General features: G+C 67.0%; 14 protein-coding genes. 12 read left to right on the top strand and 2 right to left on the bottom strand.

All coding sequences use genetic code 11. The annotated features are described in order from the left end of the window. The first annotated feature begins 78 nt into the window (after positions 1–78). The 4 genes from ACFWU5_RS12010 (at position 79) to pheT (ending at position 6,795) form a co-directional block, all read left to right on the top strand. On the top strand, positions 79–1,506 hold the full coding sequence (locus ACFWU5_RS12010; RefSeq protein WP_379267143.1) for a DHA2 family efflux MFS transporter permease subunit: 1,428 nt from the start codon (positions 79–81) through the stop codon (positions 1,504–1,506). A 922-nt stretch (positions 1,507–2,428) separates the two neighbouring features. After that, positions 2,429–3,001: a Uma2 family endonuclease gene (locus ACFWU5_RS12005; RefSeq protein ID WP_379267142.1), complete on the top strand. Its 573-nt coding sequence runs from the start codon at positions 2,429–2,431 to the stop codon at positions 2,999–3,001. Between the two features lie 211 nt (positions 3,002–3,212). Beyond that, positions 3,213–4,274, top strand: a complete 1,062-nt coding sequence (gene pheS, locus ACFWU5_RS12000; protein ID WP_379244623.1) for a phenylalanine--tRNA ligase subunit alpha — start codon at positions 3,213–3,215, stop codon at positions 4,272–4,274. 19 nt (positions 4,275–4,293) lie between these two features. Then, positions 4,294–6,795: a phenylalanine--tRNA ligase subunit beta gene (gene pheT, locus ACFWU5_RS11995; RefSeq protein ID WP_379267141.1), complete on the top strand. Its 2,502-nt coding sequence runs from the start codon at positions 4,294–4,296 to the stop codon at positions 6,793–6,795. Positions 6,796–6,901: 106 nt separating this feature from the next. Here the strand turns inward: pheT and ACFWU5_RS11990 are convergent, their stop codons facing one another. Together ACFWU5_RS11990 and ACFWU5_RS11985 are read right to left on the bottom strand one after the other, a co-directional pair. Continuing rightward, positions 6,902–7,855 carry a nucleotidyl transferase AbiEii/AbiGii toxin family protein gene (locus ACFWU5_RS11990; protein WP_379244627.1) on the bottom strand — a complete coding sequence of 318 codons (954 nt, stop codon included), beginning with the start codon at positions 7,853–7,855 and terminating at the stop codon, positions 6,902–6,904. Beyond that, entirely contained in the window at positions 7,845–8,414 is a 570-nt protein-coding gene (locus ACFWU5_RS11985; RefSeq protein WP_379244629.1) for a type IV toxin-antitoxin system AbiEi family antitoxin domain-containing protein, read from the bottom strand. Before ACFWU5_RS11985 ends, ACFWU5_RS11990 begins: the two co-directional genes overlap by 11 nt. Before the next feature lie 209 nt (positions 8,415–8,623). Between ACFWU5_RS11985 and ACFWU5_RS11980 the strand changes: the two genes are divergently transcribed. The 8 genes from ACFWU5_RS11980 (at position 8,624) to ACFWU5_RS11945 (ending at position 16,713) form a co-directional block, all read left to right on the top strand. Next, complete coding sequence (locus ACFWU5_RS11980; RefSeq protein WP_379267249.1) at positions 8,624–9,937, top strand: TerD family protein; 1,314 nt, start codon at positions 8,624–8,626, stop codon at positions 9,935–9,937. Next, positions 9,934–10,698 carry an alpha/beta hydrolase gene (locus tag ACFWU5_RS11975; RefSeq protein WP_379267140.1) on the top strand — a complete coding sequence of 255 codons (765 nt, stop codon included), beginning with the start codon at positions 9,934–9,936 and terminating at the stop codon, positions 10,696–10,698. The genes ACFWU5_RS11980 and ACFWU5_RS11975 overlap by 4 nt, the downstream gene beginning before the upstream one ends. 95 nt (positions 10,699–10,793) lie before the next feature. Beyond that, complete coding sequence (locus ACFWU5_RS11970; protein ID WP_379267139.1) at positions 10,794–11,291, top strand: PspA/IM30 family protein; 498 nt, start codon at positions 10,794–10,796, stop codon at positions 11,289–11,291. Positions 11,292–11,341: 50 nt separating this feature from the next. Continuing rightward, positions 11,342–12,367, top strand: coding sequence for a hypothetical protein (locus tag ACFWU5_RS11965; protein ID WP_379267138.1), 1,026 nt, complete (start codon positions 11,342–11,344; stop codon positions 12,365–12,367). Between the two features lie 363 nt (positions 12,368–12,730). After that, positions 12,731–15,280, top strand: a complete 2,550-nt coding sequence (locus ACFWU5_RS11960; protein WP_379244637.1) for a nitrate- and nitrite sensing domain-containing protein — start codon at positions 12,731–12,733, stop codon at positions 15,278–15,280. A gap of 41 nt (positions 15,281–15,321) precedes the next feature. Continuing rightward, positions 15,322–15,705, top strand: coding sequence for a roadblock/LC7 domain-containing protein (locus ACFWU5_RS11955; RefSeq protein ID WP_379244766.1), 384 nt, complete (start codon positions 15,322–15,324; stop codon positions 15,703–15,705). Then, entirely contained in the window at positions 15,702–16,136 is a 435-nt protein-coding gene (locus tag ACFWU5_RS11950; RefSeq protein ID WP_379267137.1) for a DUF742 domain-containing protein, read from the top strand. Before ACFWU5_RS11955 ends, ACFWU5_RS11950 begins: the two co-directional genes overlap by 4 nt. 31 nt (positions 16,137–16,167) lie before the next feature. After that, the gene (locus ACFWU5_RS11945) at positions 16,168–16,713 is read left to right on the top strand and encodes an ATP/GTP-binding protein (protein ID WP_379244768.1); all 546 of its coding nucleotides are present in this window, start codon (positions 16,168–16,170) and stop codon (positions 16,711–16,713) included. Positions 16,714–16,733 lie beyond the last annotated feature (20 nt).

The raw sequence follows: 16,733 nt of genomic DNA, 5'->3' as shown, positions 1-16,733 counted from the left end.
TTGCCTCTTGACATGTTATCAGTCGATGCATAACTATGGACAGGGTAGTTATCAGTCAATAACAACTTAGGGCTGGACATGACGCAAACACTCGAATCCGGCGACGCTGCCGCAGTAGCGCCGATCTCCGGGGCGAAGGCCAAGCCGCTGGGCGCGGTCATCGCCGCCGTCGGCATCCCGATGTTCATGGTGACGCTGGACAACCTGGTGGTCACGAACGCCCTCCCGGTGATCAAAGCCGAACTGGGAGCATCACTGTCGGACCTGCAGTGGTTCATCAACGCCTACACGTTGTCTTTCGCGGCCCTGCTGCTGTCGGCGTCCGCGCTGGGTGACCGGATCGGCCGTCGGCGCGTTTTCCTGGCCGGAATCGGCATCTTCGTCGTTGCCTCCGCGGCCTGCGCGCTGGCTACCGAACCGTGGATGTTGATCGCGGCCCGCGCGGTGCAGGGCGTCGGTGGCGCGGCGGTGATGCCGCTGTCGCTGACCCTGCTCGCCGCCGCGGTTCCCGCGAAGATGCGCAGTGCCGCGATCGGCATCTGGGGTGGCATCGCGGGCCTGGGTGTCGCGGTCGGTCCGGTGGTCGGTGGGGCAGTGGTCGACGGTCTGAACTGGCAGTGGATCTTCTGGCTCAATGTGCCGATCGGCCTGCTGGCATTGCCCTTCGCCGCCCGGATGCTCACCGAATCACGCGGTGCCGCAAGGAAACTCGACTATCTCGGCGTGCTGCTGTCCGCCGGTGGTGTGCTCGCGCTGGTGTGGGGCGTCATCCACGGCGCCGACGACGGTTGGACCGCACCGCAGGTACTCACCGCGCTGATCGGCGGTGCCGCGCTGCTAGTGGCGTTCGTCGTCTGGGAAACCTACGTCACCGACCCGATGCTCCCGCTGCGCCTGTTCACATCCCGCGGCTTGAGCCTGAGTTTCATCGTGTCGTTCGGTTTCTCCTCGGGCGTGTTCGGTTCGATCTTCCTGCTGGCCCAGTTCTTCCAGGTGGTTCAGGGCTATTCGCCGCTGGAATCCGGCATCCGCACGATGCCGTGGACGATGGTCCCGATGGTCGTCGCACCGCTGGCCGGCCTGATCGTCGACCGGGTCGGTGCCCGCACGCTCATCGCGACCGGCCAACTCTGCCTTGCGATTTCGCTGGCCTGGATGGCGATGATCACCACCGCCGACGTCCCGTACCTGGCCTTCGTCGCCCCCTTCGTGCTCGGCGGCATCGGCATGGGCCTGACCTTCGCCCCCTCCTCGACCATCGTCATGGCCAGCGCTTCCCCCGCCGACCAGGGCATGGCCTCGGGAATCAGCAGCACCGTGCGCGAAGTGGGTGTGGCCATGGGCATCGCCGTGCTGGCCTCGGTCTTCGCCTCCTACGGCTCCTACACCGACCCGCAGGCCTACGTCGACGGCCTGGTCCCCGCGGTCTGGGTGGGCGCCGCGCTGGTCGCCTGCGCGGCAGTGGTGGCGGCGTTCCTTCCCCGGCATAGCAAGCCCGCGGAATAGCCGCTGACCGGTTCCCGTAGCAGGTGGTTGTCGCGCAATGGCACGACAACCACCTGCTGCGCATCCTCATAAATAACGTCCCCCGGCGTCGCGGACTCCACCCGCTCCCATGCCACCCCGTGCGCATCGAGAATCGCGAGATACCCCGCCACCCGCTCGATCATCCCCACCGCACTCGCCTTGAACCACGAGGCCGCCCCCGGATGCAATTCCCGGTCGTACACCCGAGGATCCACCTCGCTCGGATCCACCAAATGCTCACTGAGCCAATCATTTCCGACCCGCCGAAACCGCACTTCCTCCGCACTGAGCTGCCCCTGCGCCCACAACCCGTTCACCATCCCGAACACCCCCGGAAACCGCCCATGCCGATCGGCCCGCGCAGCCTGGAACCGAACAAACAGCCGGTCACCACGCGATTCACCCCCACGGCCGTTCATCCGACGCTATCCGGATGCTGCCCCTGCTCCGGAGCCGCCTGCTGCCCGGGCCGCTGCGCACACAACCCCGCCGCCCGCTGCAACGGCCGCCGCCCCGCAGGCCGAATCCCGTACCCACACAACGCAAGTCCGCTCCCCGCCACGGTAAGCCGACCACGCCGCCCCTGCGGCGACGTCGAATCGCAAGTCTGTTCAGCCATCGAGTCATCCTGTTCTCGAGTCGAACACGCTGGTGCATTTGCTCATTAGGACGCACCCCAACCCCATTCGGTTCCCTCGATTTCCGATTACTTTTCGATTGCCCCGAGAATCGGGCGATTTCGGGCACAAAGCCGGTCCCGGCGCGTGTGCGCGGACGGACGTGCCTGTCGACGCGGTGGGATGTGGCGTCGGCACCTCGCCGAGATGAGTTGGTCGATCACCGGTCCGGCCAGGTCGCGGTATCGTTGACCACGGCAGTCCGCACGAATGGAGCTAGGCGCATGTCCCTTCCCGCGATGCATCCCCGGCCCGGCAACCTCCGTGAGGTCGCCGAGGAGATCGAGCGCGCGACCGGTCTGCGCGTCGAGATTCTGGGAGGGGCGCTCGTGATGTCACCGACCCCGCGTGGGAAACACGCGGGTTCCATCCGTCGACTGCGTCAGCAGTTGGAAGCATCAATGCCCGACGGGCTGGCCGCGTATGAGGTCACCTCGATTGCGATGCCCGATGATGTCGACGACTACTGCACCCCTGACCTGGTAGTTCTTCCCGACACCTGGGACAACGACGATGACTGGCTCGCCGACCCGCTCGATGTCGAACTCGCCGTCGAAGTGATCTCGAAGTCGGAGCGGGCGGCGCAGATCAACGGCAAGAACGGCTGGTATGCCGCAGCGGGCGTGCGGGTGCTGCTGGTGATCGACCCTCGTGTCGGTCGGTGGGCACTGTTCGCCGGGCCCGCCGCAGGAGGCTACGCCGAACTGATCGAAGGCGAGTTCGGCGACCCGATCGCTCTTCTCGGCCCGTTGACGATGGCGCTCGACACCGCTTGTTTGCCTCGATACGACCAGTAGTCGGCCCTCGCGGCCCCACCGGCGTGCGGAGGCCGAACCCGATTCACCCGGACCGGTCAGTCCACATCCAGACCCCGTCGACCTGCGCTGATCCCTCCGCGAGTAATCCGGATGAATCGCGCGAACCCCATCCCATAGGATTTACGCAGCACCGATGCGGGATGGCAATGACGCGCCCGCGAACCGATCCCCAGGGGAGAGTCGAACAATCGTGGCCGACGACAACAGTGGAGTCGAGCAGAGTGCCTCTTTGACCGAGGAGGCGCTGGCAGCAGCGGCGGCCGAGGCGGAGAAGGCGTTCGCGGCGGCGGGCGACCTGGATGCGCTGGCGGTCGCCAAGACCGACTACATCGGCGGTAAGTCGCCGATCGCGTTGGCGCAGCGTGGGCTGGGCAGTGTGCCCAAGGAGGAGAAGGCCGAGGCCGGTAAGCGGGTCAACGTCGCGCGTAAGCGGGTCTCCGACGCGTTCGAGGCACGCCGTGCCGCGCTGCTGGAAGAGCGCGATCAGGCCGTGCTGGTGTCGGAGAAGATCGACGTCACGCTGCCCGCGCGCCGTGCACCCGTGGGCGCACGGCACCCGATCACCGTGATCTCCGAGCAGATCGCCGATTTCTTCATCGGCATGGGCTGGGAGGTCGCCGAGGGTCCAGAGGTCGAGACCGAGCACTTCAATTTCGACGCGCTGAACTTCCTGCCCGATCACCCGGCGCGCACCATGCAGGACACCTTCCACATCGCCCCCGAGGGTTCGCGCCAGGTGTTGCGCACCCACACCTCCCCGGTGCAGGTGCGTTCGATGCTCGAGCGCGACGTGCCGATCTACATCGCGTGCCCCGGCCGCACCTTCCGCACCGACGAGCTCGACGCCACTCACACCCCGGTGTTCTCCCAGGTGGAGGGTCTGGCCATCGACAAGGGCCTGACCATGGCGCACCTGCGCGGCACCTTGGACGCGTTCGCGCGCGCCATGTTCGGGCCTGACACGCGAACTCGTATGCGCCCCAACTACTTCCCGTTCACCGAACCGTCGGCCGAGGTCGACGTGTGGTTCCCGAACAAGAAGGGCGGCGCGGGCTGGATCGAGTGGGGTGGCTGCGGCATGGTCAACCCGAAGGTGCTCATCGCCAGCGGTATCGACCCCGAGGTGTATTCCGGGTTCGCGTTCGGCATGGGCATGGAGCGCACCCTGCAGTTCCAGACCACGATCTCCGACATGCGCGACATCGTCGAGGGTGACGTGCGGTTCACCCTGCCGTTCGGCATCCGGTCCTGAAGAGAGAGCGAAACGTCAAGTGCGAGTAGCGCAGTCCTGGCTGACCGAGATCCTGCAGCGCACCACTCCCGAGTGGTCGGTGTCCGCGGAAGAGCTCGACGCGGGCTTCGTCCGGGTGGGTTTGGAAGTCGAAGAGGTCGACAAGCTCGAGCCGATCGGCGGCAGTATCGACAAGCCCCTGGTGGTCGGCCGTGTCGCGGAGATCACCGAACTGACCGAGTTCAAGAAGCCGATCCGCTTCTGCAAGGTCGACGTCGGCAACCCCGATCTGCAGGAAATCGTGTGCGGTGCACGTAATTTCGCGGTCGGTGACCTCGTGGTCGTGGTGCTGCCCGGCGGCGAACTGCCCGGCGGTTTCAAGATCTCGTCGCGAAAGACCTACGGGCACACGTCGAATGGCATGATCTGCTCGGTCGCCGAACTGGGCATCGGCAAGGATCACGACGGCATCTTGGTGCTCGAGCCCGGTTCCGCACAGCCCGGCGACGACGCGAATGTGCTGTTGGGCACCGATGACACGATCATCGAGCTCAACATCACCCCCGATCGCGGCTACTGCTTCTCCGTGCGCGGTCTGGCTCGCGAGCTGGCGTGCGGTTTCGACCTCGAATACGCCGACCCGGCCGTGCGCACGCTGCCCGAGTCCGACGCGCTCGCCTGGCCGGTTCGACTCGAATCCGATTCGGACTGCACACGTTTCGGCGCGCGCCGCGTCACCGGCATGAACCCGAACGCGGTGAGCCCGCTGTGGTTGCAGCGCAGGCTGATGCTGTCGGGGATGCGCCCGATCTCTCCGGCCGTGGACGTCACCAACTACGTGATGCTCGAACTCGGCCAGCCGCTGCACGCCTTCGACGCCGCAAAACTGCACGGCGGCTTGGTCGTTCGCTCCGCGCACAAGGGTGAGACCCTGCGCACCCTCGACGACACCGAACGCACCCTCGACGCCGAGGACGTGGTGATCGCCGACGATTCCGGCGTGATCTCCCTGGCCGGTGTGATGGGCGGCGCGAGCACCGAGGTCGGCGCGCAGACCACCGATGTGATCCTGGAAGCCGCCACCTGGAACCCGCTGCGGATCTACCGCACCTCGCGCAGACACAAGCTGTCCTCGGAAGCGGGCAAGCGCTACGAGCGCGTGGTCGACCCCGAGATCAATATCGCCGCCCTGGACCGTGCCGCGACCCTGCTGGCCGAAATCACCGGCGGCACCATCGAATCCGTGCTCACCGACATCCGGGTTCCCCTGGAGCCGGTCGCGCCGATCGCGATGGATATCGACCTGCCCGACCGTGTCGCCGGCGTCACCTACCCCGCGGGCACGTCCGTGCGTAGGCTGGCTCAGATCGGCGCGACTGTCGATATCGAGGTCAACGACGCGGGCAAGACCCAGGTCCTGGTGACCCCGCCGAGCTGGCGTCCCGATCTCGCCCAGCCCGCCGACCTGGTCGAAGAGGTGCTGCGGCTGGAAGGTCTCGAGCAGATCCCGTCGGTGCTGCCGACGGCCCCCGGTGGTCGCGGGCTGACCGCGCTGCAGCAGCGTCGTCGCGCGGTGAGCCGGGCACTGGCCTTCGCCGGTGCTGTCGAGGTGCCGCCGCCGGCGTTCCTGCCCGGTGGCGTGTTCGACGTGTGGGGTCTGGACGCCGACGACCCGCGGCGCAACACCACCCGCGTGCTCAATCCGCTCGACAGCGACCGCCCGGAACTGGCGACCACGTTGCTGCCCGGTCTGCTGGAAGTGGCCGCGCGCAACATCTCTCGCGGTTCGCGCGATCTCACCATCTACGGGATCGCGCAGGTGGTGCAGCCCGACGAGCAGACGCACGCGATCGACGCACTGCCGGTGGACCGTCGTCCCACCGACGAGCAGATCGCCGAGTTGAAGGCCTCACTGCCCGCTCAGCCGGTGCATGTCGCCGCGGTGCTCAGCGGCAAGCACGACCCGCGTGGTCCGTGGGGCCAGGGCCGCCCGGCCGAAGCCGCCGACGCCTTCGCCCTGGTCGACGACATCGCCGACGCGGCCGGTGTCACCATCGAACGCCGTGCGGCGGTCTACCTCCCGTGGCACCCCGGCCGCTGCGCCGAACTGCTGGTCGACGGCGTAGTCGTCGGCCACGCAGGCGAACTGCACCCCGCCGTCCTCGAACGCGCGGGCCTGCCCCCCCGCACCTGCGCGCTGGAAGTCGACCTCGACGCCCTGCCCCTGAACCAATCCCTGCCCGCCCCAACCATTTCGGCCTTCCCCGCAGTCCTGCAGGACGTCTCGATCAGCGTCGATAAAACCGTCCCCGCCGCCCGGGTCGAGTCCGCCCTGCGCACCGGCGGCGGCGACCTGCTCGAGAACATCACCCTGTTCGACGTCTACGAAGGCACCCAAGCAGGCGAGGGCCGCAAATCCCTCACCTACGCCCTCCGCTTCCGCGCCCCCGACCGCACCCTCACCGAAGACGAAGCCAGCGCCGCCCGCGACGCCGCCGTAGCCTCGGCCACCACCGCTGTCGGCGCCGAACTGCGGGGCTAGTTCCTCCCTCGACACCGAAGGCCGCCCGGTTCCACCGGGCGGCCTTCGTCGTGAGCGGTTGTCCCTCAGCCGATTTCGCGCATGCCGAGGATCACCTGGTGATCTTTCAATTCGACTCGTGGATCGTGGTGATCCACGAGTTCACTTCGGAGACAGCGTCGCCGAGGGAGAGTTCGATCCCGCCGGAGGCCGCGGCTTTCGCGAAGTCGTCCTGCCAATGCGGATAGGTCGTAATGGTCGGCGGCCACGAGCGAGTGGGCAGCCCGAGATGTCGAGCTTCGTGGGCACGTGCCTCGAACACCGCGGTTCCCGCAGCGCGGATCTCCGAAAGGGTCGGACATCCGGTGTCGGCCGCGAGGTCTCGGATAAGGAGCAAGTCGACGACGTCGCGGGGGCGATCGTTGACCGAGGTCGGTGGGTTGTGCGGGTCGGAGGCGGCGTGGAACTTCTGTGCGATCTGGAAACGCATGGCGATCCCGACGAGGTGGTCAGGGTCTGGCAGGCCGAACCCGCTCAACGGTGGTGGTTCGATCGCCTCGAAGTCGTCGCCGATGCCTGCCTCGTCTGGTGAGACTTCGAACTGGATGCGACGCCAGGTGGTACCGCGGATCTCCAAGATGATGTCGAATCGACGCGGCTTGATCAGCTTGGTGGGCACGTCGATCACTTCGACTTCGCCGCGCCGCAGCGTCAGCGGTCCCCACGGATCGGCGAGGGCCTGTTCGAGCGACAGGATGAACTCGTCCAGGTCGCCTCGGACGAGCCCGTCGACGTCCTTGGTCGCGCGAGCGGTCACGTCCAGCCGATGCTGAAGTAGCGTTCCGCCCTTGAGTAGGAACAATTGTCGCCCGTCGGCGTCGAGCGCGCGCTGGACTGCGGCAATCGCCACCGACGACGCGACCAGCCAACCGAGGCGTCCGGCTCTGGCATCGCTACCGAGTTTGCCTTCGGCCTGGTTGATCCAGTTGTTGAGTACCGTTGTATTGACCGGACCCTTCGGCTTGGGTGTCAGGGTCCGCAACATCGTGGACAGTGGCGAGCTGGTGTGTTCATCGGGCATGGCGTGCCTCCAATGCGTCGGTCAGAGCAACTCGTTCGGTGGTGGTTATGCGGCCCTGCGCATGTCCGCGCTCGATCGCCTGCCGTAGTAGATAGGTCGGCGTTCCCGTGGCGATGCATTGTTCGATCGCGGTTTTCGGCGTGACCGTGGGGATATCGTGGGCCCACCCGATCTGGGATTCGGAGAGGTCCTGGTTGTGGATGACGTAGTCGTCACCACCGGCCCGACGTAAGCGACGCTGTCTGCCGACGGTGATATGTACCTGGTGAGGATTGACGTCGCTGATGCCGTACAGATCTAGTGCGGTTTCGTGACTCAGGCACGCCTCGGGCGCCCGCGTCCACAGCGCGGCGAGCATGAGTCCGTCGTACTCACCGGCTGGGTATTTGGGGAAGCGGTACACGCCATGGGCGACGCGCGTCAGCGTGCCTCGGTGCACGAGCATCTGCAGTCCGTGCTTGCTGAGCTCGAGATCCGCGGCTTGTCGAGCTGTGACGAACCCGTGCTGCGTGGTCGCGATGTCCCACAGCTGGTCCCTGGCCAACTCCCTGGGTGCCATGCCAATAGTGTAACGCAACCATTACACTATTGGCGCACAGATCCGCAGGGAGTGTCTCTGAACTCCGCCTGGATTTCGGCATTGTTGGTGGTTGGTCGGATTCGACACAAGGCGGTCGGTCGTTGTGTTGTGCGCGACGCGAACTTTGGTGAGTTGGGGGCGACGGGTTGGGCTGGGTGGGTGCTCGGGATAGGTTGGTCGATGTGTCGATGATGAAAGGTGCCAATGTTGCGGTGCCTGCCTCTGCGGTCCGGGTCGAATTGGGTTGGCTGTCGGGGCCGGGGGTGCCCGATGCTGATGCTTCCGCGTTGTTGTTGGCGGGGGCGAAGGTGCGGTCCGATGACGACTTCGTGTTCTACAACCAGGCCGTGCATCCTTCGGGGGCGGTTCGGCATGAGGGAAAGCAGCAGGGGCACACCGTTGTCGACGCGTTGACGGTGAATCTGGGGCAGGTCGAGTCGCAGATCGAGCGGATCGTGCTGGCGGCGTCGGCGGACGGGGGCACGTTCGGTCAGTTCCGGGGGCTCTACATTCGGGTGATCGATGCCGCGAACGGGGCGGAGGTCGCGCGGTTCGACAGCAGCGGGGCGACCACCGAGACCGCGTTCGTGCTGGGTGAGTTGTATCGACGGCAGGGTGCGTGGAAGTTCCGGGCGGTCGGGCAGGGGTATGACAGCGGGTTGGCCGGGCTGGCAACCGATTTCGGCATCTCCGTCGACGACGCACCTTCGCCGCCGGCCCCACACCAGCCGATGCCGGCTCAGCAGCAGTCCTACCCCACCCCGCCGACCCCGCCGTTCATCCCCACACCCCCGCCGGTGCGCCCACAGCAGCCCACACCCCAGCCCCCGCACCACAATCCCCAATTCGCCCAGCCCACAACACCTCCCGTGAACTTGGCGAAGGTTTCGCTGACCAAGGAAGCACCCAGCGTCTCGCTGACCAAACACGGCGCTACCGGCGGTGTGATGCGGGTGAACCTGAACTGGACGTCGATGGCGGCGACGGGGAGTCTGTTCGGCAAACTGCGCGGCAAGAACATCGACCTGGACCTGTGCTGCTTCTTCGAATTGTCCAATGGCGCAATCGGTTCGGTGCGCGCGCTGGACCGCCGGTTCGGCGCGCTGTTCGAACCCCCGTTCATCCACCTCGACCAGGACGACCGCACCGGCGCCAGCATCACCGGCGAGAACCTGTCGATCAACCTCGACTACACCCAGTTCTTCCGTCGCATCCTCGTGTTCGCCTCGATCTATGAGGGCGCCAAGGACTTTCGCAATGTGCACGCCACCGTCACCCTGCACCCGGTGAACTCCGCACCGATCGAGATGACCCTGGACGGCTGCACCGACAACTCCCGCGACGCGGTGCTGTTCGCGGTGGACAACGTCAACGGCGAGTTCGTGGTGCGGCGCGAGGGCACCTTCGTGCGTCCGCCCGCCGGTCAACCCGGCGGGGGCGTGGTGGAGATCGCGCGACTGTTCAACTGGGACTTCGGTTTCCAGGCGGGCCGCGGCAAGTGATCCGCCACCCCGCGACCCGTGTGCTGAACGCGCTGGTCTACCACCCCGACAAGCACCTCGCCCAAACCCCCGAGGCGCTGGGCCTGGACTACCGCGATCTCACCCTGCGCACCGCCGACGGCGTGGACATCCACGGCTGGTTCGTGCGCGCGGACCGCCCCCGCGGCCACATCCTGTACGCGCACGGCAACGCGGGCACCATCGGCGACCGGGTCTCGATCATCGCCCTGCTGGTCGACGCCGGTTTCGACGTGCTGGCGTTCGACTACCGCGGCTTCGGCCACAGCGCGGGCACCCCGAGCGAACACGGCACCTATCTCGACGCCAGAGCCGCCCGCCAAGCCCTGCTCGACCAACCCGAAGTCGACCCCGACAAGGTCTTCTACCTGGGCAAATCGCTGGGCGGGGGAGTCCTGCTCGAGCTGGCGGCGCAGTTCCCGCCCGCGGGCATGATCCTGATGTCCACGTTCAGCGGGATGCGCGCGGCCGCCCGTTCGGTCTACCCGCTGCTGCCCGCGCCGCTGATCCCCAACGCCTACCCGAGCCTGCGCCACATCGCGAAGCTGCGCGTGCCGGTGCTGATGATGCACGGCGACCGCGACGAACTGCTCCCGATCACCCACGCGCAACGCCTGTACGCCGCCGCGCGGGAGCCGAAACAGCTGATCGTGGTCCCCGGCGCGGGCCACAACGACGTGATCGACACCCTCGGCCCGCAGTGGGCGAAAATCATCGGCGACTGGGTCGACAACTCCGTGTAGCCCGCCAGATCCCGCGTAGCCCGCAGGACCCCGCGCGATTTCGAGAAGTCCGCACGATTCCGCGTCGCGGGCCAGATTCTGCGTAGCCTGGCGGTATGAGCGAAACGAGCGAACTCCTGGGTCGCATGGCTGCGCTGCCCGACGACGAGCTGGTTTCGGTGCTGCGCGCCGCCGTCGCGTCCCGCCCCGGACTCGGCGCGGTGGCCGCCGCACTGGCCCAGGCCGAAACCAGTCATTCCGACACCGGCACCCCTGTGACTCTGGACACGACCGTCATCGACGCCGATGTGGTCCCCGTCGCATCCGAGCAGGTCGCGGGCACATTGCCGGTACCGCCGGTACCGTCCGGGCTGCCGGATACCGTCGCACCCACTCCGACCGGCGGGTATTCCACATCTGGCGTGCCGACATTCGACTCCGTTCGGGATAAGGTCGAGCAGCGCTTCGGCACCGCGCAGGGGATGGACGAGCTGGACCGGCACACTCCCGCGGGTCGCAGCGTGGACGAACAGTGGGAGGCGCGGCAGAATTCCGCGCGACAGCGTCTGGATGAGATCCGGAAATCGGTGCACGGCAACGATTCCGACACCTGAGCCAAGCGTCCTCCCCTCGAAGCAACGACCGTGATGGGTGGACACAGACAATGACGCAGGCGCGCCAAATCGCCGACCGACTACTCGACGCGCAGGTGGACTTCCTGCTCGCCGAGGTGACCGGTGAACGGTTCGCCGAGGTGATCGCTCGCGACGTGGCCGCGGTGCTCGCGGTGGGCGAGACGATCCGTTTCGGCGACGTGGTCTCCCTGGAACAGGGCAACGACACTGTCGCGACGGTGTTCGATCGCATCGGCGGCAGCCCGGTGATCGCCGATACCGTCGGCGTGTTCGCCGATGCGATCTACGACCACATCGCGGCCGACACCGACTACACCCTCGGCGATGTCGTGGACCGTGAACCGGTGGAAGCGTTGCTGGAGAAGATCTTCGGGATGCACCAGGCGCAGGAACGCATCCTGGACCGCCTGACCGAGAGCCCGCTGGTGGCCACGGTGGCGTCGCGTTTCGTCGACAAGTTGATCGGCGATTTCATGCAGGCCAATCGGGAACGCGCGGAGAAGATTCCGGGTGTGTCCTCGCTGATGTCGCTGGGCCAGTCCGCCGCGAACCGCGCCAAGAAGGTCGCCGCCGACAGCACCTTCGTGGGTGACCTGGCAGGCAAGGGCGCGCTGTTCGCGCTCAAGCGCACCAACAACGCCATCCGCGACATGCTGCGCGACGCCCCCGTGCACTCCGCGGCCATGGAGTTCTGGGACCTGCACGCCGACGAGTCGGTCTCGGGCCTGCGCGACTACCTCACCCAGAAGGACCTGCACGAACTGGTCCAGATCTGCTACGAGATCGCGGTGACGACCAGGGAGAAGGAGTACTTCGGACTGCTCGTGCGCGAGTGTGTGGAGGTGTTCTACGCCAGGTACGGCAACCACACGCTGTCGGCGATGCTGCCCGAACTGGGCTTGAGTGCCGAGGACGTCAGCACCGAGATCCTGCGCTACGGGCCCGCGGTGATCGAGTCGGCCAAGCGCAATGGTGTGCTGGCCGGGCTGATCCGGGAACGTCTCGAGCCGTTCTTCTACTCCGAGCAGGTGCTGGAAATTCTCGGCGGCGAGTAATTCCGCACGAATTTATTGACACGCCTGCGTTTCTCACTTGTGCGCAGGAATATCGCGACCGGTTGTGATGTCCGTCATTCCGGTCGCGATTGTCGTATGCCGACATGAAACATGTTGTGCGTCACAACATCTGGTGACCTGTATGTATACGGCAGTGAAACACGCCGCCACCTCGTCAGCAGTCCCGCTGTGAGGCTTCGGCTACATAGAAGCCGTTGCATTACCGGCATGTTGAGATCACTGCACGAATACCTGTTTTACACCGTTCCGAATTGACCGCGAAGCGCGCGCGGTGCAAGTTTGCACCTGACTTTCCCTGGGCCACCACAAAATTCATCGCGGTGGCAATACAAAGGAGCAGGTGTGCGCGCACGTTCCCGGCCGACCCCGACCGGAACCCGATCCGACGACGGTGCTGCCACCGCGGGCGCCGGGCTGATCCGGCCGCGCACGATTTCCGGTCAGCTCGGCCGGATCCTGGCGGTGTCGCTGGTGCTGGTGCTCGGACTGCTCGGGTTGACGATGTCCACCCAGGTCAGCGCTTACCGGCGCAGCGGGGAGACCGTGGACGCGGTGGCGGTGGCGCTGGCCGCGCAGGATCTGGTGCAGCAGGTGCAACGCGAGCGTGGGTTGAGCAACGGTCTGCTCGGTGGTGATCAGCGACTGAGTCGACCCGTCACCGACCAGCGGGTGGGCACCGACGCGGCGCTGCGCGCGGTGGTGAACACCCTCTCCGACAACCCGCCCGGCGCCGGCGAGGTGCGGTCGGCCCTGGGGCACGTGGCGGGACTGCCGTCGATTCGCTCGCAGGTCGACAATCGCACTGTCACCCGGCAGGCGGCGTTCCAGTTCTACACCGACGGCATCGACGCGCTCAATCGCCTCTCGCTGGGGCTGGATCAGGCGCGCGACCCGGCCGTTCGGCACGGGCTGCAGGCTCTCTATGCCCTGGGTGACGCCAAGGAATTCGCCGCTCGCGAACGCGGGTTCTTGAACGGGGTGTTCGCCGCGGGGGAGTTCGCGCCGGGGGAGTACGTGCAGTTCCTCGACATCCGCGCCGCGCGCAATGCCGCGCTGCTCGCGTTCGGCCGTGACGCGACCTCCGACCAGCAGGCGCGCCTGGACGCGGTGCTGGCGAGCGAGAATGCCACGCGGGCAACCAGTTCCGAGAACATCGCGATCGCCTCGACGTTGGGGCCGCTGGTCGAAACGGTCGATCCGGCGGTGTGGTGGGCGCAGATGACCGCGGTCATCGACGAGCAGCGCACCGTGCAGCAGACCATCGGCGACGACATCCGGGCGCGCGCGGCGGACCTGCGCCGCGTCGCCGCGCTGACACTGGCCGGATTCGCGCTGGCCGCGTTGCTCGCGATCGCCGCCGAAGTCGCCCTGGTCTTCGCCGCCATTCGCGCGATCGTGCGCCCGCTGGCGCGACTGGCCACCGAGGCCGACGATGTCGCGTCGGTGCGACTGCCCGAGGTGATCGCGGCCTGGCACGGTGGCGCCGACGCCGCCCCCGACCCGCCCGCGCCGGTGCGCACACCGCCCGGCGCCAGCGTCGAAATCGCCGCGGTGGCAGGCGCTTTGGACCGGGTGCAGACCACCGCGTTCGAGCTCGCCTCCGAGCAGGCGCTGGTGCGGCGCAACACCACCGAGTCGATGGCCAACCTGGCCCGGCGCAATCAGAACCTGGTGCGCCGCCAGTTGGGGCTGATCAGCGAATTCGAACGGGAAGAACTCGACCCGAAGGCGCTGTCGAACCTGTTCGAACTGGACCACCTGGCCACCCGGATGCGGCGCAATGCCGAGAGTCTGTTGGTGTTGGTCGGGCAGGCCAGTCCGCGCCGGTGGGCCGAACCGATCGCGCTCACCGACGTGATCCGGGCCGGACTGTCCGAGGTCGACGACTACCGGCGCGTGGTGCTGCGCCGAGTCGACGACATCGCCGTGACCGGGGCGGTTGTCAGCGAATTGGCGCACATTCTGGCCGAACTCATCGAGAACGGGTTGGCGTTCTCGCCGCCTGATCTCGAGGTCGAGGTGTATGGGCGCAAGGTCGCCGGGGGTTACCTGCTCGCCGTCGTCGACCACGGCGTGGGGATGCCCGCCGAGCAACTGGCCGAAGCCAATGCGCGGCTGCGCGGCGAGCAGGATTTCATCGTGGCCTCGACCCGATACCTGGGTCACTATGTGGTGGGTCGGTTGGCGGGGCGCCTGGGCATCGAGGTCGAGCTCAACACCTCGCCGGTCAGTGGGATCGTGGCGCGGTTGCTGTTGCCACCGAATCTGCTTGCCGACGAAAGTAATTCGGTCGAACCGGGTACGCGCGCTACGGAAGCGCCTGTCAGCCATCACGCGGTGCAGCAGCCGGGCGTTGGCGCACACTCTGCTCGCGTGGAGCGGTCGGGAAGTGCGCCCGCTGACCACGTGCAGCAGTTGGGAGATGCGCCCGCTGATCACGTGCAGCAGGTGGGAAGTTCGGGTGCTGATCACGTGCGCCAGTTGGGAAGTGCGCGCCCTGATCAATCGGCCGTTCCCGCGCACTCAGCTCACCGAGCGCAGCCTGTCGCCGCCGTGCGCTCCGTGCCAGTAACACCAACGGACGAAACCCCCTACACCGCACTGATTTCCGGCCGCAATGGCCACGCAGCAGGACCCTCGGACACCCCCTCCATCGAGCGCACCCGCAACGGCCTGGTCAAACGCAGCAAACGAACCAAGATCACCGGCTCCCCGGACCGCCCCCGCCGAACGCAAGCCGATCGCCCGCCGACCCCCGAACGCACCCCCGACCAGACCCGCACCATGCTGTCGTCCTTCCGCACCGGCCACGAACGCGGCGGTGCACCCGAAACTGCTTCCATCCCAGTCGATCCCACCACCGATCGGACCCGACCCCAGGAGCTACGGTGACCACCCACCTACCCACCGCCGACCCGCACACCTTCAACTGGATGCTGGGCAACTTCGTCCGCAACACCGACGGCGTGCGCGACACCGTCGCCGTCTCGTCGGACGGCTTGCTCATCGCGATGTCCGACGGCCTGGACCGCACCGGCGCCGACCGCCTGGCCGCGATGGTGTCGGGCCTGTCGAGTCTGGGCCGAAGCGCTTCGCGCAGTTACGATTTCGACGGCCTGAAGCTGATCATGATCGAGATGAAACGCGGCTTCCTGCTGGTCTCGGCACTGGGCGACGGCAGCTGCCTGGGCGTGATCGCTGACGGCGGTTGCGATGTCGGCCTGGTCGGCTACGAGATGGCGGTGCTCGCCGAACGCGCGGGCGCTCTGCTTGACCCGCTGCTGATCAGTGAACTGCGCGAGACCCTGCGCAGATGAGATATCCCGACGGCCCCCGGCTACCCGACCCGCGCATGATCCCGGTCACCCACGCCACGGGTTGGCGCGACACCTCGGCCCCGCACGACCCGGCCGACATCGACGACAGCCAGGACAGTTTCGTGCGCCCGTTCGTGATCACCGCGGGCCGCACCGTCCCGGTTCTGGACGGTCTGCGCATCGAAACCCTGGTGCACGCACCACCTTCCGCGCTGTCGGCGCCGCTGCGCTTCGAGGAACGCACCGTGGTCACACTGTGCCTGAGACCCCACTCCATCGCCGAAATCGGTGCCGCGCTGCGGGTTCCGATCGGCATCGCCAAGGTGATCGTCAGCGATCTGGCGGCGGCGGGGCATGTGACCGTCCGTGACGCGCCGGAACTGTCGACCGCCGCCATCGAGAGGATCCGCGACCTTGTCCGCGCACTCTAACGCCCCCGCCATGCCGTCCTCGGTGAAGATCGTGGTCAGCGGCGGTTTCGGCGTCGGCAAGACCACCTTCATCGGCGCCATCTCCGAAATCGAACCCCTGGTCACCGAAGCCGCGATGACCGAGGTCTCCGTCGGCATCGACGATCCCGGCCGCCGCGCCGAGAAGACCGCCACCACAGTGGCTTTGGACTTCGGCCGGATCACCCTGGACCAATCGCTGATCCTGTACCTGTTCGGCACCCCCGGCCAGGACCGCTTCGTGTTCCTGTGGGACGACCTGGTCGACGGAGCGCTCGGCGCGGTCATCGTCGTGGACACCAGCCGCGTCGAAGACTGCTACCCGGTCCTGGACTACTTCGAAGAACACCACACCCCGTTCGTGGTGGTGGTCAACCGCTTCGACGACGCCCGCCACTTCGACCTCGACGAAGTCCGCGAAGCCCTCGGCCTGGACGACTGGACCCCCGTGCTGCACTGCGACGCCCGCAACCGCGATTCCGTGCGCGACGTGCTGGTAGCCCTGCTGGAACAGGTCCTGCTGCACCGAGTCCAACCCCGCCACCGCGAGGTGAGCTGACCAGCGAGTACGCACCACCG

The organism is Nocardia sp. NPDC058640, assembly GCF_042716995.1.
Classification (GTDB): domain Bacteria; phylum Actinomycetota; class Actinomycetes; order Mycobacteriales; family Mycobacteriaceae; genus Nocardia.
The sequence above is the reverse complement of the archived record's forward strand: the minus strand, read 5'-3'. Positions and strand labels throughout refer to the sequence as shown.